Origin of the sequence: Collinsella sp. LCP19S3_H3 (genome assembly GCF_052119145.1) — a bacterium.
Classification (GTDB): domain Bacteria; phylum Actinomycetota; class Coriobacteriia; order Coriobacteriales; family Coriobacteriaceae; genus Collinsella.
In genome coordinates this window covers 165759-184696 of sequence record NZ_JBQKFW010000003.1, presented here as the reverse complement: position 1 = coordinate 184696, position 18938 = coordinate 165759, and the positions used below count along the sequence as shown (strand labels likewise).

At 60.7% G+C, this 18938-nt stretch carries 17 protein-coding genes; 13 read left to right on the top strand and 4 right to left on the bottom strand.

The features are described 5' to 3' along the window. Window positions 1-6 precede the first annotated feature (6 nt). The 6 genes from rpsD (at window position 7) to ACTQZF_RS02600 (ending at window position 4773) form a co-directional block, all read left to right on the top strand. A complete protein-coding gene (gene rpsD / locus ACTQZF_RS02625; RefSeq protein ID WP_006235275.1) occupies window positions 7-603 on the top strand; it encodes a 30S ribosomal protein S4 in 597 nt (198 codons plus the stop codon). A gap of 32 nt (window positions 604-635) precedes the next feature. After that, window positions 636-1577 carry a DNA-directed RNA polymerase subunit alpha gene (locus ACTQZF_RS02620; protein ID WP_154516055.1) on the top strand — a complete coding sequence of 314 codons (942 nt, stop codon included), beginning with the start codon at window positions 636-638 and terminating at the stop codon, window positions 1575-1577. Between the two features lie 30 nt (window positions 1578-1607). After that, window positions 1608-2090, top strand: coding sequence for a 50S ribosomal protein L17 (gene rplQ, locus ACTQZF_RS02615; protein WP_271742473.1), 483 nt, complete (start codon window positions 1608-1610; stop codon window positions 2088-2090). Window positions 2091-2182: 92 nt separating this feature from the next. Continuing rightward, entirely contained in the window at window positions 2183-3007 is an 825-nt protein-coding gene (gene truA, locus ACTQZF_RS02610) for a tRNA pseudouridine(38-40) synthase TruA (protein ID WP_427717709.1), read from the top strand. A gap of 35 nt (window positions 3008-3042) precedes the next feature. Next, entirely contained in the window at window positions 3043-4203 is a 1161-nt protein-coding gene (locus tag ACTQZF_RS02605) for a glycosyltransferase (protein ID WP_441554492.1), read from the top strand. A 132-nt stretch (window positions 4204-4335) separates the two neighbouring features. Continuing rightward, a complete protein-coding gene (locus ACTQZF_RS02600; protein ID WP_154516043.1) occupies window positions 4336-4773 on the top strand; it encodes an arginine repressor in 438 nt (145 codons plus the stop codon). 172 nt (window positions 4774-4945) lie between these two features. On the opposite strand, the gene ACTQZF_RS02595 is transcribed toward ACTQZF_RS02600, so the two are convergent. Beyond that, entirely contained in the window at window positions 4946-7132 is a 2187-nt protein-coding gene (locus ACTQZF_RS02595; RefSeq protein ID WP_441554491.1) for a transglycosylase domain-containing protein, read from the bottom strand. Window positions 7133-7292: 160 nt separating this feature from the next. Between ACTQZF_RS02595 and ACTQZF_RS02590 the strand changes: the two genes are divergently transcribed. From ACTQZF_RS02590 to ACTQZF_RS02575, 4 genes are all read left to right on the top strand, one after another. Next, window positions 7293-9251: a U32 family peptidase gene (locus tag ACTQZF_RS02590; protein ID WP_441554490.1), complete on the top strand. Its 1959-nt coding sequence runs from the start codon at window positions 7293-7295 to the stop codon at window positions 9249-9251. 96 nt (window positions 9252-9347) lie between these two features. Beyond that, window positions 9348-10559: a tyrosine--tRNA ligase gene (tyrS, locus tag ACTQZF_RS02585; protein ID WP_117769435.1), complete on the top strand. Its 1212-nt coding sequence runs from the start codon at window positions 9348-9350 to the stop codon at window positions 10557-10559. A gap of 357 nt (window positions 10560-10916) precedes the next feature. Further along, window positions 10917-12737: an adenine deaminase gene (locus tag ACTQZF_RS02580; protein WP_441056895.1), complete on the top strand. Its 1821-nt coding sequence runs from the start codon at window positions 10917-10919 to the stop codon at window positions 12735-12737. Window positions 12738-12935: 198 nt separating this feature from the next. Beyond that, on the top strand, window positions 12936-13730 hold the full coding sequence (locus ACTQZF_RS02575; RefSeq protein WP_441554489.1) for a Cof-type HAD-IIB family hydrolase: 795 nt from the start codon (window positions 12936-12938) through the stop codon (window positions 13728-13730). A gap of 118 nt (window positions 13731-13848) precedes the next feature. Here ACTQZF_RS02575 and ACTQZF_RS02570 read toward each other — a convergent pair whose 3' ends face one another. The 3 genes from ACTQZF_RS02570 to ACTQZF_RS02560 all read right to left on the bottom strand — a co-directional run bounded on the left by ACTQZF_RS02570 (window position 13849) and on the right by ACTQZF_RS02560 (window position 16559). Beyond that, window positions 13849-14691 carry a Cof-type HAD-IIB family hydrolase gene (locus ACTQZF_RS02570; RefSeq protein WP_441554488.1) on the bottom strand — a complete coding sequence of 281 codons (843 nt, stop codon included), beginning with the start codon at window positions 14689-14691 and terminating at the stop codon, window positions 13849-13851. 87 nt (window positions 14692-14778) lie between these two features. Next, window positions 14779-16197, bottom strand: coding sequence for a citrate synthase (locus tag ACTQZF_RS02565; RefSeq protein ID WP_441554487.1), 1419 nt, complete (start codon window positions 16195-16197; stop codon window positions 14779-14781). Window positions 16198-16271: 74 nt separating this feature from the next. Beyond that, window positions 16272-16559 (bottom strand): ACT domain-containing protein, encoded by a 288-nt coding sequence (locus ACTQZF_RS02560; protein WP_006235289.1) that lies wholly within the window; start codon window positions 16557-16559, stop codon window positions 16272-16274. Between the two features lie 349 nt (window positions 16560-16908). Here ACTQZF_RS02560 and rpmE point away from each other — a divergent pair, with 349 nt between their 5' ends. From rpmE to ACTQZF_RS02545, 3 genes are all read left to right on the top strand, one after another. Next, on the top strand, window positions 16909-17334 hold the full coding sequence (gene rpmE, locus ACTQZF_RS02555) for a 50S ribosomal protein L31 (protein ID WP_154516018.1): 426 nt from the start codon (window positions 16909-16911) through the stop codon (window positions 17332-17334). Window positions 17335-17525: 191 nt separating this feature from the next. Continuing rightward, window positions 17526-18629: a hypothetical protein gene (locus ACTQZF_RS02550; protein ID WP_441554486.1), complete on the top strand. Its 1104-nt coding sequence runs from the start codon at window positions 17526-17528 to the stop codon at window positions 18627-18629. Beyond that, window positions 18616-18888 (top strand): hypothetical protein, encoded by a 273-nt coding sequence (locus tag ACTQZF_RS02545; RefSeq protein WP_427794657.1) that lies wholly within the window; start codon window positions 18616-18618, stop codon window positions 18886-18888. Before ACTQZF_RS02550 ends, ACTQZF_RS02545 begins: the two co-directional genes overlap by 14 nt. Window positions 18889-18938 lie beyond the last annotated feature (50 nt).

Genomic DNA, 18938 nt, shown 5'->3' with positions numbered 1-18938 from the left:
ATCAATATGGCAATCGACAGGACTCCTGTTCTTAAGCGCTGCCGTCAGCTCGGGATCGATCCCGCTGAGCTCGGTTACAGCAGCAAGAAGGAATCTATCCGTCAGCCCAAGCGCCGTCGCAAGGAATCTGAGTACGGCATGCAGCTGCGTGAGAAGCAGAAGGTCAAGTTCATCTATGGCGTTCTGGAGAAGCAGTTCCACGGCTACTTCAACAAGGCCCGTAAGATGAACGGCGTCACCGGTGAGAACCTCATGATCATCCTTGAGTCTCGCCTCGACAACGTTGTTTTCCGTCTTGGCTTCGCTCGCACCCGTAAAGAGGCTCGTCAGTCCGTCCGCCACGGTCACTTCACCGTGAACGGCAAGCGCGTGGACATCCCGTCCTACCGCGTCAAGGCCGGCGACGTCGTCGCTGTCGGCGAGAAGTTCCGTGACCTCCTCCCCATCAAGGAGGCTCTGATTTCCTCCGAGCGCTTTGAGGTCCCTGGCTGGCTTGAGGTCGATATCGAGAAGCTGTCTGGTAACGTGCTCGCTCTGCCGACGCGTGAGCAGATCAGCGGTGATATCAACGAGCAGCTCATCGTCGAGCTCTACTCTAAGTAGTCCATCCGGGCTGCTGAGGCTGGAGGTAATACATGTCAGAATTCATTAGGCCTCAGGTTCAGGTCGAAGAGATCAACGAGACGTCTGCTCGTGTCTCCGTCGAGCCGCTCGAGCGCGGTTACGGCGATACGCTGGGCAACTCCTTGCGTCGCGTTCTTCTGTCCTCGCTCGAGGGTGCCGCCGTCGAGGCTATTCAGATCGATGGTGCGCAGCACGAGTTCATGACCATCCCTAACATGGTCGAGGATGTCACTGACATCGTCCTGAATGTCAAGGGTCTTGTCTTCAGGGCTCTCGGCACGACCGACGAGGCGACCGCCACCATCTCGGTTGACGGCCCCTGCGAGGTCACCGGTGCGGACTTCTTTATTCCGTCCGAGTTTGAGTTGGTCAACCCCGAGCAGCACATCGCTACGCTCACCGAGGGTGGCCATCTCACCATGAGCATGCGCATCGGCTATGGCCGCGGCTATGTCTCTGGCGAGGCCAACAAGCGCGACAACGATCCCATCGGTGTGATCCACGTCGACTCGCTGTACTCGCCGGTATCCCGTTGCGCCAAGCTCGTTGAGGCTTGCCGTGTCGGTCAGCATACCGACTACGACCGCCTTGTCCTCGAGATCGAGACCAACGGCTCCATCGCCCCGCGCGACGCCGTGGTCCAGGCTGCCAATATCATCAACCAGCATATGGCTGCCTTTATGAACCTTGCCGAGACCCCCGAGGTCGAGGAGGAGGTTTCGATCTTCGCTCCCGAGGTCACCAACGACAACGCCGAGCTGGACAAGCAGATCGAGGATCTGGACCTTTCTGTCCGTTCCTACAACTGCCTTAAGCGTGCCAGCATTCACTCGGTCCGTCAGCTCGTTGAGTTCTCGGAGAACGATCTGCTGAACATCCGCAACTTCGGTGTTAAGTCGATCGAGGAAGTGAAGGACAAGCTTGAGTCCATGGGCCTGAGCCTGAAGGCTTAATGCTTCGCATATTTGAGGAGAAACTAGACCATGCGTCACAACGTTAAGAAGGGCCTGAAGCTCGGCACCGATGCGAGCCACACCAAGGCCATGAAGAAGAGCCTGGCCAAGGCCCTCTTCGAGAACGACCGCATCAAGACCACCGAGACCCGCGCTAAGGCGCTGCGTTCGGTTGTCGAGCCGATCATCACCTGGGCCAAGAAGGGCGACCTGCACTCTCGTCGTCTGGCTATCGCCAAGCTCGGCGATAAGCAGCTCGTTGCCGAGATCTTCGACAAGGCTGCTCAGGGCATGTGGCAGGATCGCAACGGCGGTTACACCCGCATCATGAAGCTCGGTAACCGTAAGGGCGACAACGCTCCCATCGTTATCATGGAGCTCGTCACCGAGCCTTGCACGCCCAAGGCCAAGAAGGCTGCTCCGGCCCCCAAGAAGGCCGCTGCTCCCAAGAAGGTCGAGGCTGTCGAGGAGACCGCTGCCGAGGAGGCTCCTGCTGAGGAGACCGCTGAGTAGACAATTCGTCTGCATAGGCTATATTCGAGGGGTACGTTCGCGTACCCCTCTTTTTTTGTCGCGATATCGTTGTTTGTTTGTTGGGAGCGCCCATGACCGCGCCGTCTGATTTCAATTTGACTCCAGAGCTCGATGCCACGTTGGTGTTTCGTGTTGCCTATGACGGCTCGTCCTATAGCGGATTTGCCGAGCAGCCGGGGCAGACGACGGTTGCCGGAGAGCTGCGTCTTGCCATAGAGACGCTCTTGCGCCGCTCAGTCGATTTGACGTGTGCCGGGCGCACCGATGCAGGGGTGCATGCGGTGGCCCAATACATCAGCGTGCCCGTTACGGATGCTGAGCTCGCTTTAACGCGCCGTAGGTGGCTGCGAGCTATGGATGCGCTGCTGCCCAAAGATATCGCCGTTAATGAGGTCTACAAGGCCCGTAAGGGCTTTTCTGCGCGTTTTGACGCACGTTCTCGGACCTATACCTACCGCATTGCCGATCGCGATGCGCGTCCGGTGCTATCGCGTGGTGCGGTATGGTGGCATCGTTATCCTTTGGACGTGGATGCGATGGCAGCCGCCTGCCCAGCGCTTTTGGGCGAACAGGACTTTAAGAGCTTTTGTAAGGTCGCTTCTGCCGTGGGCAAGCCAACGCATCGTTGCGTGATGCGTGCCGAGTTTGGCCACGAGGTCGCCTTTGGCGAGGATATCCTTACGTTTACCATCGAGGGCAATGCGTTTTTGCATTCGATGGTGCGCACCATCGTGGGAACGCTCGTCGAGATCGGCATGCATCGCCGCGATCCCGAGTGGATGCGCGAGGTGATTGACGCTTGCGATCGTACTGCTGCGGGTCCCACGGCGCCGGCGTGCGGCCTTACCTTTATGGGCGTAGATTATGACCCCACCGAGCTCGTCGCGCTCGAATAGGGGAGAAGCGAGAGCCATCTAAGTATGCTGCTCGTGTGGGCGAGCCGTGTGCAACATCTGTTCTTGGCGTGCAGCGCATCAGGCGACTCATTGCGTTTATTGCCGGGGTGTACCATGAACGGCAGTTGATTATTGCTGTCGAGAGGATGGATAACTTGCTTCGACGTGGCTCGCTTCCGCGACTTTCGGTGATCCTTGTTGTGGAGGGTTCGCCCAGCTACGCGATGCGCGCACTCGAAAGCGTCCAAAACCAAGACCTCTACGATATGCAGATTGTCGTTGCATGTCGCAACGCTGCGCCGGGCGTTCGTCATTCGCTCGATGTTGCTGCGGGCAGAGATATTCACATCGATTTGATAGACGTTGACGATCCGTCGAGCGGAGCTTGCCTTCGCGAGGGTTTTGCCGCTTCGCGCGGGGCCCACATTATCGCAATGAGCGCCGATGAGTGGTTTGCGCCGCACGCGTTTTTGGCCATGCTCGATGTCGCTTGTGAGACCTCGGCAGATATCGTATTTCCCTCGGTGTCGCTCGATCGCTACGATACGCATCGGGAACGCCATTCTCGTATGTTGGATGCGCAATCCATTGCCCTTGCCGACGATGGAGACCGGGCTTTAGGCCTGGCCAAGCTGGTCGAGAGCGGTCTGGTTTGTCAACATTCCGGCGTGATGTATGAACGCGCCCTGTTTGAGTTGTGTCTGCAGCATGCCGAGTCGTATCGTGCGATCGCCTTTTTGGCGCCTGCCCTTTTGCATGCGGAACGCGTATTTGGGTGCGCCGAAGCTTGTTTCCATACGGCCGCGCCATCGGTTGCGGATTCATTCGACCCCACCATGTTCTCGCGACTTTCCGATGACGCCAAGGCGCTTGAAGAGCTTTGCGTGCCATTTGACGCAATAGATGACGATAACCATCTAAAGCTGGCCTGCCAACGGTTTTACTATGGCCGCCTGGTTGCTTGTATCGAGAATTTGTGCCTGAGCCCCCATGGGGTGTCTTCAATTGAGCGCACGGCACGATTGCGTGATATGCTCAATGACGTGCGGACCCGCCAGATGGCGGTGGCCCTTAAGGGAGAGCGCCGAGGCCTTGGACTTTTGTTTGGGCCGATTGCCAACGTTAAGCCTATGCGCTGCGTTATGTATGCGCATCTGGCTGCTTTTTTGAACAGAACGGGCGCAAGGATAGCCTAGCTGCGTCATATTCGAAAATAATTTACATAGAATTGTTTCGAAATGCGTTCTTATTCACAAATAGCCTCAAATAGCGCTAAACTATTCAATCACTGATAGATTGTCTTCGCCATCTATGGAGTGAGGTTTTATATGGCTAAAAAACGCAACGGGCGCCAGGATGCCATCAGAGATATCGTGCGCAATAAAGACGTGCGTACGCAACGCGTGTTGGTGGACGAACTCCGCGCCATGGGCTTTGATTGCACGCAGGCGACGGTTTCGCGTGACATCGCCGATATGGGGCTGCGCAAACTGCCCGAGGGCATCTATGTTCTGGCTGAGGACCTGCACCTGCAGCGTATGGTCTCCGAGCTGGTTACCGGTGTGTTGCGCACCGACAACCTGGTTATGATTAAGGCTCAGCCCGGCACCGCCTCGGGCATTGCCGCGGCTGTCGATGCGGCCGAGCTGCCCGATGTGCTCGGATCGCTTGCCGGCAATGACACGATTTTGGTTATCGCTCAGACTGCCGAGGATGGCGAACGCCTCGAAGCGCTGATTAACAAGCTCAGTGCCGCGCGTAAATAGCTTTACGCACGTAAACAACGCCAGCTAAGACGGCAGAAATACAGGGGCGTCGGTTTTGAGCCAACGCCCTATTTGTGACGCTCCTGTCGTGGCATCTCGATTGCGCGCGATATGCCATGTATGTCCCAGCAAAAAGCGCCCGAGCATTTGAGCTGCTCGGGCGCTTTGCTATCTACTGACCTGTGGAGGGATCGGGGGTCGGGCTAGGGCTGGGATCGGGGGTCGGGCCAGGGTCGGGGCTGGGGCTGGGGTCGGGGTCGGGGCTGGGGCTGGGGTCGGGAGTAGGGGTGGTACCGCCGCCATCGCCTTCGCCGCCGGTGTTACCGCCCTCGTTGCCGCTCCCGCCGGTGGTCTCCTCCTCTTCTTCCTCGTCTTCGTCCTTATCCTCGTCCTCTTCCTTCTTCTTGTTGTTGGCGCCGTAGAACTTCCATACGCTGTTGTTCTTATACGAAGGCGCCGTACCGGTCGCAAACTCCTGGCGCTCTTTGCCGGCAAGGACGGTGTCCATAAATTTCTTAAAGACAGGAAGGTTCGTCTGGTTGCCAAACAGGTCGGCGCCGTATTTGCGGATGGGAATCTCGCCGGCGGAGTAACCGGTCCACAGGGCGCAAGCGAGCTGCGGGGTGTATCCGCAGAACCAAAGGTTGGTGTTGTTGTCGGTGGTGCCCGTCTTGCCTGCGTAGGGCTGGTTTACGCTCAGGGCACCGGCGGCACCCGTGCCGGCGCCACGCATGACGCCGGACAGGACGTCGGTAACCGCTGCGGCCTCGCCGGCGGTGAGCACCTGCTTGGGGTTGTCGGTGTGCTGATATAGGGTCGAGCCGGTGCGGGAGTCGATCTCGGTGATGGCGATGGGCTGACGATAGTAACCACCGTTGGCAAATGTGGCGTAGGCAGAGGCCATATCGAGCGGCGAGATGGAGCCTGGGCCGAGCGTCATGACGGGAACGTCCTCGATATTACCGTCGGAGGTATCGATGCCGAGCTTTTTAACCAGGGAGATGATCTTGTCGTTGCCGATGGCGTCAGCAACCTGGATGTAGGCAGTGTTGGACGACACGGCCGTAGCCTGGCTCAGCGAGATGGTGCCGTAGCTGGTGTTTGCGTAGTTTTGGACCTTAGTGGTGGTGCCCTTTACCGTAAGCGGCGAGTTGCAGTTGAGGGTGATGTTGGGGTTCATACCGCACTGGATGGCCGCCGCGAGGGTGAAGGCCTTAAACGTCGAGCCCACGGGGCGCTTGGCCGTGGCGTGGTTGACGTGGTTCTGGTCGGCGTTGTAGTCGTAGCCGCCCACCATGCACTTGATGTAGCCGGTGCTGGGGTCGATGACGACCATGCCCATGTCGAGGTCCTCCAGCGCGAGAGAATCGAGCTGGGCGCGCACAGCCTCCTCGGCCACCTGCTGCATGGTGGGGTCGATGGTGGTCTTAACAGTCAGGCCACCCTTAAAGAGCACGTCGGTGGAGAACTCCTGCTCGAGCAGCTGCTTGACATAGGAGACAAAGTAGGGCTGTGAGTATACGTCGACGCCGCTGCCCGAGATCTCGGTTACGTTGAGGGTGATGGGCTCAGCCTGCGCGGCATCGTGCTCTTCCTGCGTGATGTGGCCCAGGCGCAGCATGTTGTCGAGCACCTTATTGCGGCGGGAAAGCGCCAGGTCGGGATTGACCGTGGGGTCGTACTGTGAAGGCGAGTTGGGCAGACCGATGAGCAGCGCGGCCTCGCTCAGGGTGAGGTCGGAAGCGCTCTTGGAGAGGTAGGTCTCGGCGGCGGCCTCGATGCCATAGGCGCCGTGGCCATAGTAAATGGTGTTGAGGTACATCATGAGGATATCGTCTTTGGAGTACATGTCCTCCATCTTGATGGCGATATAGGCCTCGCGCACCTTACGCTCGATGGTCGAGTCGAACTGCTCCTCCTGCAGGATGGTGTTGCGCACCAGCTGCTGGGTGATGGTCGAGGCTCCTTCGTGGCCGCCGGCAAGGGTTGCCACCGAGGCACGCGCGATGCCCAAGAGGTCGATGCCGCCGTGCTCGTAGAAACGCTCGTCCTCGACGTCGATCGTGCCCTGCAGAACGTACGGGGAGACCTGGTCCTTGGTGATGGACTTGCGGTTTTGGGTATAGAAGCTGGCGATCTTGTTGCCGTTGCAGTCAACAATCTCGGTAGGCTCGCTGACCAGATAGGCGTTGGCGTCGGTGTAGTCGGGCAGGTCGGACAGCCAGCGGTTGACGTTGCCGATCATGCCGATGCCAAATGCTACGCCCGCGATGAGCAAAAAGCCCAAAAGCGAAAGCAGGATGACGGGCAGGGCGTGCGTCTTAGAGCGACCGTGTCCCTGTCGTTGGCGAGGACCCATATGTTGACCTCCAAGTATGTCGTGCCAGGCGGCGGGTGTGCGTCGGGCAGGATGGACATAAGTTATTACACGATAAACCAATCGAGCCGCGCGAAGCCTCGTGTATGCTGGTTGACGGCAATTAACAGAGCGATTGCATACCTTGGTAAGGAGTTTGCCGATGGCGATTTGGGCGACGGAGCCTAGCAGACAATGCGGGAATGGGACGCCAACATCGGGGCTGGCACTGCCCGAGCTGTTGGCTCCTGCTGGCGGGCTCAATCAGATGCTCGCCGCGATCGCGGCAGGTGCCGATGCCATTTATGCCGGGTTGAGCGGATTTAACGCCCGCGTGAGTGCGCACGGGTTTAGTGACGACGAATTTGCGCGCGGGTGTGCCGTGGCGCACGCCCATGGTGTGCGCGTGTACGTGACGCTCAACGTATTCGTGTTCGACGACGAGCTGTCCGATGCCGTGGCACTGGGGGCACATGCGCATGCGCTGGGCGCCGATGCACTGATCGTGGCAGATGCGGGCCTAGCCCGCGCACTGCATGCGGCAATTCCGGGGGTCGAGATTCATCTGTCCACCCAAGCGGGCGTCCATAGCAAGGGGGCCGTGCGTTTGGCGGCTGACGAGCTGGGGGTCGAGCGCGTGACGACGGCGCGCGAGCTGACCGTGGCAGAGATTGCGACGCTCTGCGCTACCGGTGTGCCCATCGAGGTGTTCTGCCATGGCGCCATATGCATTGGCTATTCGGGCGCGTGCGAGTTTTCGGCCCTGCGGCGCGGACGGTCGGCGATGCGTGGCGACTGCACGCAGCCGTGCCGCCTGGCATACGATTTGGTGGATGAGGCTGGGGAGAGTGTCGTTGCCGTCGAAGGCGATCGTCTGCTCTGCCCGCGTGACTATCTGGGCATTGCTCATTTACCCGAGCTTGTTGCTGCCGGGGTGGCGTCGCTCAAGATCGAGGGGCGTATGAAGAACCCCGACTACGTCTACAACGTGGTGCGGGCGTGGCGCCGGGCGCTCGATATGCTGCGTGATGGCGCGTGGGATCCCGATGCCGTGCAGGCGCTCGAACGTGAGCTGGGAAGGTCGTTTAACCGCGGGTTTACCGACGCGTATCTGCGAGGCCGCTCGGGCGCGGAGCTTATGAGTTTTGAACGCGCGATCAACCAGGGCGTGCGTGTGGGCCGTTTGGTTGCCGTGGGACACGAGGAAGTGACCGTCGAGCTCGATGCCGCCGTGGCGGCGGGCGATACGCTCGAGATCAGGTTTTACCCGGGCGCCGACGCGCGCCCCGATGTACCTAAACGCTGGCCGCAAGTTCCCTGCCCGGTGGATGCCGAGGCGGGGGAGCGCATCGTTGTCCATTGCAAGCGCAAGGTCGACGCGGGCTGCGAAGTGTATCTGATTCGCAGCGCTGGCGTGCTTGAGCAAACGGCGGCGGCGCTGGAGCGCATGCGGGCCGAGGCCGATGCGGTCGTGCTTGCGAAACGCGCTGTCGAGACACTGCCGTTTGCGGGCGTTCTGATGGATAGCGGAACGCAGCCGGAAGAACCTGCAGAGTCTGTCGCCGCTCGCTTGGTCTTTGCCTGGCAGCTGATGGACCAGGACCCGAACGAAGAGCTCGACCTGTCCGATGCGACTGTTGTGCTCGACGAGGTCTGCCGTGTGGGCGATATCGAGCGGACTCGGTCGCTCATGCAGCGCGCCGGCCGCATCGTCTGTCGTAATCTGGGACAAGTGGCGATAGCTCGCGAACTGCGCGTCGCCTTTGACGTGGCAGCGCCGGTGTTCTGTGCGAACCGGGCAACGCTCGCCTGGTTGCGGGGGCTTGGGGCGCAGCGCGTGTTTTTGCCTGCCGAACTTGTCGCTCACGATGCGAAACGCGTTACCGAGCTTGCCGCCTGTCCTGGCGTCCTGGGCCCCGTCGATACCGACCGTCCCGAGCTTATGGTGTGCGAGCACTGCCTGCTGACCGCAGAGGGCGTCTGTGCCACCGATGCGACGGGACAGGCCTGTTGCCGCGACTGCTTGCGTCGCCGGCAGACGCGCTATCTGGTTGAGCGTGACGGTACACGTCTGCCAGTTGCCATCGACGCATGCGGCAGGACGAGGATTTTCCTGTCGTAGGTGCTGCGTCGCGTCAGTTTGTTATCATATGAGAGTTTATGGACTTCCAGCACCGCCGTTTTCGGCGAGGGTGCTATAGCAAAAGGAGGATACCCAATGCTGTCTGTTGACGAGCAAATGCGTATCATCACCTCGGGCGCCGCGAAGATCGTCCCCGAGGCCGACCTTCGTAAGAAGCTTGAGAAGGGTGAGCCCCTCAACATCAAGCTCGGCGTCGATCCCACCAGCCCCGACCTGCACCTGGGCCACGCCGTGCCCCTGCGCAAGATGCGCCAGTTCCAGGACCTGGGCCACAACGTCACCCTGATCATCGGCAACGGTACCGCACTGATCGGCGACCCCTCGGGCAAGAACTCCACCCGCCCGCAGCTTTCTCAGGAGCAGATCGAGGCCAACGCCGAGACTTACGTGAGCCAGGCCATGAAGATCTTGGACCCCGAGAAGACCACCATCGTGCACAACGGCGACTGGATCTTGTCGATGGACCTGGCCGGTCTGCTGCAGGTGTGCTCCAAGTTCACCGTCGCCCGCATTCTTGAGCGCGATGACTTTACCAAGCGCTATCAGTCCCAGACGCCGATCGCCCTGCACGAGTTCCTGTATCCCGTGATGCAGGCATACGATTCGGTCATGATCAAGGCTGACGTGGAGATGGGCGGCACCGACCAGCTTTTCAACCTGCTCGCCGGCCGTGAGCTCATGGAGAAGATGGGCATGGAGCCGCAGATCGCGCTCACCATGCCGCTGCTCGAGGGCACCGATGGCGTCCGTAAGATGTCCAAGTCCTATGGCAACTACATCGGTCTGACCGACGCGCCCAAGGATATGTTCGGCAAGACCATGTCCATCCCCGACGAGATGATCGGCAAGTACTACCGCCTGGCGAGCTCGCTCACCCCGGCCGAGGTCGACAAGATCGACGCTGCCCTGGCCGATGGCTCTGCCGATCCCTATGAGCTCAAGCGCGCTCTGGGCCGCGACCTGTGCGACACCTACCACGGCGCCGGTGCCGGCGACGAGGCTCAGGCCGAGTTCGACCGCGTGTTCAAGGAGGGCCAGCTCGCCGACTTCCCCGAGAAGCATGTTGAGCTGACCGTAAACGACGAGGGCCAGATTTACCTTGCCGGCCTGCTCAAGGACCTGGGTCTTTCGGCCAGCGCCGGTCAGGCCCGCCGCGACATTGACGGCGGCGGTGTCAAGATCAACGGCAAGGCCGTGGCTCCCAAGAGCTACAACATCGACCCCAGTGCCCTCAAGCTGGGCGACACCCTCTCCGTGGGCAAGCGCAAGGGCTTCAAGTTGATTTAGTTACGCGGTTTTACCAAACCGCGTAACAGTTCGACGCTGCGCGGGCTCCAGAGCGACAACTTGTCATTCAAAGAGGACGGCATGACCAGAAGGTCTATGCCGTCCTCTTTTCATGCCAATTTGTTCGCTCTGGAGTCCGCTCGCTGTCCGTCCTCCACCTACGGCGTTGTCCCGGTTGGCACTTAGGGACGTTTCTTTTTGGTACAAAGCAGCCTGTCCCCATTGCGCCAAGCGGTGTGTGCCGTTAAGCAGAGGGGCGTATTGCTGACCCATCGTTTGGGCATACAATGGCTATTGGCTTGCTGCGGTGAAGGTCTGTCCGCTCCGCAGCTTTTTTCTACGGTTAAAGGAGTATGTATGTCCGTTGAGGTCATGAGGTCTGTGATCGATGCCGCCGAGGGCCGCGTGCCCGTCGACACGCTGTTTGCCAACGCACAGATCGTTGATGTGTACGGTCAGCGCGTGGCGCCCGGTAGCGTCGCCGTCAAGGACGGCGTGATCGTCGGTGTTCTCTACGATGGTCGAGATGACGCTGCTGGCACGTACGAGGCAGCTGAGGTTATCGACTGTCAGGGTCGCTATCTCGCACCCGGCTTTATTGACGGACACTTGCATATCGAGTCTTCGAACATCCGCCCTGCCGAGTATGCGCGCATGGCGGCGACGCGTGGTACCACCACCGCTATTGCCGACAGCCACGAGATCGCTAACGTTTCCGGCCTAGACGGCCTGCGCTTTATGATCGAGGACGGTTGTCGCGCACCCATCTCCATCAAGTACATGATGCCTTCGTGCGTGCCCGCACTGCCCGACGAGCAGGCCGGTGCCGTCATCACCGCTGCCGATATGCAGGCGTTTTTTGCCGAGCATCCGGGCGACGTCTTTGGTCTGGGCGAAATGATGAACCTGCCGGGTGTCTTTATGGCCGACCCCGAGACCTGCGCTCGCATCGATGCTGCCAACCAGACGCCGTCCAAGCAGGTTGACGGTCATGCTCCGCTTGTTGCCGGCAAGGATCTCAACGCCTATGCCGCAGCGGGTATTATCGCCGACCACGAGTCGACGATTCCCGAGGAAGCGCTCGACAAGCTATCCCGCGGCATGTATGTCATGCTGCGCGAGGGCACCTGCAGCCATGACCTTGCCAACCTGTCGCCTATGCTGCTGGAAAACCCCGCCCGTGCCCGCCGCTGCTGCTTTGCGACCGACGACCGCGCTCCCTCCGACGCGCTTTCGACCGGCATGATCGACAACGCCTGCCGCGTGGCCATCGAGGCCGGCATCGACCCGGTGGTCGCCATCTCCATGGCGTCCCTTTCCACGGCCGAGGCCTTTGGTCTGGACCACGGTTGCCGCGATCCGCATGAGCTCCGCGGCGCCATCGCTCCGGGTAAGCGTGCCGACCTGCTGGTGCTCAACGATCTGACGTTTGCCACGGCCCCGCATCGCGTATATGCCGCCGGTGCTCTGGTGGCGCAGGATGGCGCCTTTGTGGGCGAGATCGCACCCGAGATGGCTGAGGTTGCAGCCCTTGCCGACGAGCTGCGCGCCTCTGTTAAGCTGCCGAAGCTTTCGCTCGACGTTTTCGACTATGCCTTTAAGCCGGGCGAGGCTGTGATTGACGTGGTGCCGGGTAAGGCCATCACGGGTATGGCTCGCCCCGAGAGCGCCGAGGGCCTGCGCCGCATTATGCTGATTGAGCGCCATGGCCGCGGCGTGTCGCTGCAAGCCGAGGGCGTCGACGGCGACGGCCCCGATGGCCTGGGCCTGGTCGGCAAGCATATCGGTCGCGGCTGGGTGCGCGGTTTCACCATCACCGGTGGTGCCATTGCCTCCACGATCGGCCACGACTCGCACAACGTGTGCGTGGTGGGCGACAACGCCGCCGATATGATGGCTGCTGTTGAGGCCGTGGGCCAGGGCGGTCACGTGCTGGTGCGCAACGGCGAGGTCGTGGCCCGCATTCCGCTGGCGCTCGGTGGCCTGATGAGCGAGGGCACGGCCGAGGATGTCGCAGCGCAGCACGACGACTTTATGGTCAAGGCGCGCGCCATGGGTATTGAGCCGCCACTCGACCCCATCATGGGCATCATCTTCCTGCCCCTGCCGGTCATCCCGACGCTCCGCATCCGCCCCGAGGGCATGTTCGACGTCACGACCTTCACCTACGCCGACTAATCATCGGGGACGTTCTTAAACGACTAACCGTCGGGGTGGCGTGTGGCCTGACGCCGCGACCGTGGGCTCTCTGGCGCGCGTGAGCTATTTGCCAGGTCTATGTAACGTTTATGACTGCGGGGTCTTATTTGAGCTCCCTTTGGGTACGTTGGAATCGGATACACGTTCGATTCCAGCAAGCCCGAAGGGAGCTTTTCTATGTTTAAACTGATTGCATCCGATATGGACGGCACGTTGCTTGACGAAAACGGCCAGGTGCCTCCCGAGACCTACGAACTGATTTTGGCGCTACGCGAGCATGGCGTGCATTTTGCCGCATCGTCAGGCCGCCGCTACGATCGCCTGTGCGAGTTCTTTGCACCCGTTCGCGACAAGATGGACTTTGTCGCAGCTAACGGTGCCCAGGTCTACGCCGACGGCAAAATGGTAGACCGCGAGGTGTATTCGCACCTGGCGATTCGAAAGCTCGCCCAGGCCGTCGCGACGTTTCCCAATTTGCATCTTGCACTCTTTGACCGAACCAAGTCCTTTTTGCTCGATGACGAGTGCAAGTTCGTACGCGAGGTCGATAAGGACCTTCCCAATGCCGAGCGCATTTGGGAGCTGCCCGATCCCAGCGTAAATATCATCAAGGCGAGTATCTTTTGCGATGACTGTGCCGTTATGGACAGCGCCTACGTGCTACAGCGCGAACTCGGTCAGCTCTTTACTTTTGCGCCTTCGGGCAACGCGTGGATCGATGCCATGCAGCCCGGTGTTTCGAAGGCCTCGGGCATCGCACAGCTCATGGAGCACTATGGCGTCGAACGCGACGAGGTCATGGCGTTTGGCGACTCGATGAACGACTACGAGATCATTCGCTTTGTCGGCACGGGCTGCGCGATGAAAAACGCGCGCCCCGCGCTCAAGGCAGTCGCCGATCGCGTGGTGGGGTGCAACAGCGACCACGCCGTTCAGCAGGAGCTCCGTCGCGTGCTGGAGAGTCTCGCCTAATTCGGCAGATGGGGACAGTCCTTGCAGCGCCCCGCGAAGAGTGCCCCCAACGACTACTGTGACCAGGGTAGCTAAAAAAGCCCCGTCCCAAATTAGCTACCCTGCCGGGTTGCTGCTGCTAGGCGAGGGCGGCCATGATGGCGCGGGCGACGCCGTCGTGGTCGTTGTCGTATTCGGTGATGGCGCCAGCGGCTTCGCGGTCCTCGGGCTCGGCATTGATCATCGCCGTACCGTGGCCCGCTGCCTGCAGCATGGGGATGTCGTTGATGTTGTCGCCGAACGCCCAGGCGTCGGCGAGAGGCTCGCCCAGACGCCCACATAGCCAAGCCAATGCCGTTCCCTTGGTGGCGCCCCCGCCCATGACCTCGATATTCATGGCGTACGAACGCGTGACCTCAATGCCTTCGAGTGTGTCGAGCGCCGCCACGATAGCATCGCGGTCGGCTGAGTCGTGCCAGTACATGGCGATGCGTTCGAGCACCTCGACCTCGTCGATTTTGCTGTCGATATCCATGTCGATCGGCGTTCGCGTGCGCTTGAGCGAAGCCGCGATGTGAGGATCTCCGCCGCAGAATTCGTCCAGGCGCGTGTAGAGCGAGCGGGGGAGGAAGCACTGCCCGTCCGCGAAGATATCGAAGGTCACATCGTGGCCGGCGGCAATGCTATGGACGCGGTGGGCGATGGCGCGGTCGAGCGGTCGGCTCAATATGCACGTGGCGCGTGAGGCATCGGTGGGCACATCCTCGTCGAGCTGCCAGACGCTAGCGCCATTGGCGCAGACCGCGTAGTGCACGGCAGGATGGGCGAGGATGGCCTCAAAGACGCCCGACAGCGGACGCCCCGTGCACGGTACAAACTCAATGCCGCGACGTGCGAGCTCGTCGAGCATCGCCCAGGTGGCGTCGCTCATCTGCTTGTCACTCGTCAACAGTGTCCCATCCATATCGGAAAAAACAATCATTCGATGCAGCCCTTTCTGCTGGCATAAAAAGCGTGGCCGAGGGCGGTGATGCCCTGGCCACGCTCGTGTTCTATAACGGTGCGCGTCCTAACGGTCGGCGAGTGGCTTGTACTCCAGTGGCTCGATCACCGGACGGTATGCCGGGCGAATAATACGGTGTGCGCAGAAGAGCTCTTCCATGCGGTGTGCCGACCAGCCTGCCATGCGGGCCACGGCGAACATCGGCGTAAAGAGCGTCTCGGGTACGCCGAGCATCTTGTAGATAAAGCCCGTGTACAGGTCAATATTGGCGCAGATAGGCTTGGCCATGCCGTGGTCGCGCATGACCTGGGGCGCCAGGCGCTCGATGCGCTCGATCAGCGCGAATTCCTCGCCCAGATCTTTCTTGGCGGCGAGCGAACGTGCGTAGTGGCGGCAGACCTCGGCGCGCGGGTCGCTGAGCGTGTAGACGGCGTGCCCCATGCCGTAGATGAGCCCCGTGCCGTCAAAGGCCTGCTTGTCGAGAATCTTGCTCAGATATGCAGCGACCTCGTCATCGTCTTCCCAGTTGGAAACATGCGCGCGAATGTCCTCGTGCATGGATACGACCTTGGCGTTGGCACCGCCGTGACGCGGGCCCTTGAGCGAGCCGATAGCCGCGGCGTAGGCGGAATACGGGTCGGTGGCCGAAGACGACAGCACGCGGCAGGCGAAGGTGGAGTTGTTACCGCCGCCGTGCTCGGCGTGGAGCATGAGCATCACGTCGAGCAGCATGGCCTCGTCGCGGGTGAACGCCATGCCGCCGCGCAGGACCTGCAGAATGGTCTCGGCGGTGGAGAGACCGGGCGTGGGGTGCGGCACGTGCATCTCCGAACCGTGGCACTTTGCGATCGATGCCATGTGCGCAAAGGCGGCGATGCGGGGCAGACGTGCCAGCATGGAAATGGCAACGTCGATCTCGTGCTCGGGTGTGATTACATCGGGCTCGGCATCGAAGGCATAGAGCAGCAACACGGCGCGCTGAAGCACGTTCATGATGCTCGAGGATACCGTGGTCATGGGGAACACGCGGACGTATTCGTCGCTCAGGTGCCTAAAAGCACCCAGGCGTTCGCAAAAACCGTCAAGCTCTTCCTTGGTGGGCAGAGAGCCCGTGATGAGCAGGTAAGCGACTTCTTCGTAGCCGTAGCGGTTCTCGGCCTGGGCATTGTTGACCAGATCTTCGATGCTGTAGCCACGAAGCGTGAGCTTGCCCTGATCGGGCACAACCTTTCCGTCGACCTTGTTGTAGCCATGCACATCCGAGATGCGAGTGAGGCCCGCAACCACGCCCGAGCCATCTGCATTGCGCAGGCCGCGCTTGACATCGTGCTCGACAAACAGGTCCTCGTCATAAGGGTCGGTCGGCAGGCCGTAGTATAGATTTTCACTTTCGGGCGAAATCTGGCGGCTTGCTTCGTAGTCCAAGACCAGGCGGCTCAGGTGGTCATCGAAGCGGTAATAGATTTTCTTGGCGTCGTAGGCCATGCGCGCTCCTCTCCGGGCTATGTGGCGACGTTGCGCCTGGGCGCACGTTGGGCCGTCGTCACGCAGTCTGTTCGCTACAGGCGGTACATAAAGTTAAAGACGTCCTCGCGCTGGATGGACACGTTAACGCCCGAAAGCTCGCCGGCCTCGGCCAGGGCCTTCTGCAGCTCGGCGAAGTCGAGCTTGGACTCGGCGGTGTCGGCCAGCATGGTCATGGTGAAGATGTCCTCGATAATGGACTGCGTAATGTCGCGGATGTCGACATTGGCTTCGCCCAGGACGCGGGTGACGCCGGCGACAATGCCGGGGCGGTTCTTGCCAAGGACGGTGATGACGATACGGGAGGACGAGATCTCGGCCATGGGAAACCCTTTCGCGTGTTAGCGGCGCGCGGCGGCGCTCCGCTACGGTACAGTGTTCATCATTGTACCTGTCCCGTGCAAAAAGGGGCACCTTTGCTGCGGCGTTACACGTCTGCAACATGGAGCGCTTGTCTCGTAGGGTGTATTTTTGGCACCCTGGACAGCTCGGGCGGCTCTGTTGGCGCCGCGATCGGGCAGATTCGCCTGTGCGCTCCGGCGTAAAGACCGTGAACCTTTTGTGGGACGCTCGACGCCGTGGTAACATAGCCGAGTTTGTTGTCTTGGTCGGAAACCAAGACGCCTTATGCGCTGATCGGTAACCAGCGCCTGACCAATAAGGAGTCCTACCATGAAGCAGGGTATCCATCCCCAGTATGTCGAGTGCACGGTGACGTGCTCCTGCGGCAACACCTTCAAGACGCACGCTACCGTGTCCGAGATGAGGGTCGAGCTTTGCAACGAGTGCCACCCGTTCTACACCGGCCAGCAGAAGTTCGTCGACACCGGTGGACGCGTCCAGCGCTTCGCCGACAAGTTCGGTGGCGCCGCTGCCGCCCAGCTCAAGAAGGCCGAGGAGGCCAAGGCTGCCAAGGCCGCCAAGGCTGCTGAGGCCGAGGCCGCTCGCAAGGCCGCCGCTGAGGCTAAGGCTGCCGAGAAGGCCAAGCGTGCCGCTAAGTTTGCCGAGGAGGCTGCCAAGCAGGCCGCCGAGGCTCCCGCAGAGGCTCCCGTCGAGGAGGCCGCTGCCGAGGCCGAGACCACCGAGGCTGCTGAGTAAATAGCTCGCCGAGGAATCGCTCGCATTCATGGCAAAAGGGCCGTGCATCCAATTGGGTGCACGGCCCTTTTCTTATCGACGCAAAGTAGCACGTCCTCTTTGCACCGAACGGTGGGGATTTTTCGTTTGCCCAGATAAAACCTGCCAAAATAAACCTGTCCCTTTTTGGCAGGTAACCGATAGGAGGCTACGTGGACACATCGACGTCCTTGGGCAATCGCGAGCTCGCGGTGGCAAAGAAGCGTGCGCTCGATGCTGCCTATTTTAGGAAGGGTATCGCTGTCGCGGCGCTTTCGAGCTGCATGTATGCGCTGTACACGGCCTTTGTTACCGCCGGTCAGCTCTTTGGCGTTTGGGCCGGTTGGTTCGATGCATTTGCTCCCTCCGGTCTTTTGGCGGTATTCATCTTGCCCACAATCGCCTCGGGCGTCAATGACGTGCTGAGTGCCGTCTGGGCCACGTTTTTCACTGCCGGTCAGGGCAAACTCGCTGACCTAGGCCGCTGCATCGCCTCAAAGCCCGGCGTCATCGTTATCGCCGCCGCCTTCATTGGCGGGCCCATCGCTTCTGCCGCCTACGTTATCGCGCTTTCGCAGGCAGGCACGCTTGCCGTGCCCATCGCCGCGCTCAACCCCGCGATCGGTGCGGTGCTCGCCCGCGTGCTCTACCGACAGCCGCTTAGCCCCCGTGTCGTCACCGGCATCGTTGTCTGCGTGGTCGCCGGCGCCATGATCGGTAGCGCCGGCCTGAGCGGGCAGGCATCTTCCGGCATGGCGCTTGGCCTGGTCCTGGCGCTGTTAGCCGCCCTGTGCTGGGGCGTCGAGGGATGCGTGGGCGGCCGCGCCACCTGCATGATCGATCCTCAGATCGCCATCAACATTCGTCAGCTTGTCTCGGGGGTCGGCAACCTGTGCTTGGTACTGCCGGCCCTAACCTTGGCATGCGGAGAGCCCCTTGGTCAGAGTTACGTCCTTGTCGCCCAAGCGCTCACCGACAAATCCTCCGTCGTGTTTTTCGCCTGCTCCGGTTTTGCCGCCTACTTTTCGTTTATGAGCTGGTATCGCGCCAACTCCATGTGCGGCACGGCGCTGGGCATGGCCATCAACGGCACCTATACCTTTACAGCGCCGCTGTTTACGTGGATTATCGTCGGCCTGGTCTTGGGCTTTGACGGCTACGCGCTTCCGTCCGTCGCATGGGTGGCGGCCGTCGTCAACCTCGTCGGCATTTGCCTGATCGCCGTGAATCCCCTCGACATGGTTAAAAAGGACGGTGATCGGGATGCTTCCGCTTAACTATGCCATGCTCGATTATTTTGTTTGCCATGACGAGGCTTGCGTCGACGATGTGATGGCCGATCTCGCGGCCGAGTATGCATCGTTTGCCGCCTTTGCAAGGCCGCGCATGCAGGAGGCGCTCATGACCGCGCACAAGAATGGCCTGATTGACGAGGCGCGCTTTGATTTGAATGCCGAAGGCGAGCTTCGCGTCTACTATCGGGCGAGCGCCGAGCAGCGCAAAGTTATCGGCGCTTATCTGGGCCGTAGCCATTAAAAATAAAACGTCCCTTTTTGGCAGGTCGGTCGTAGTTATTACGTGGGGGA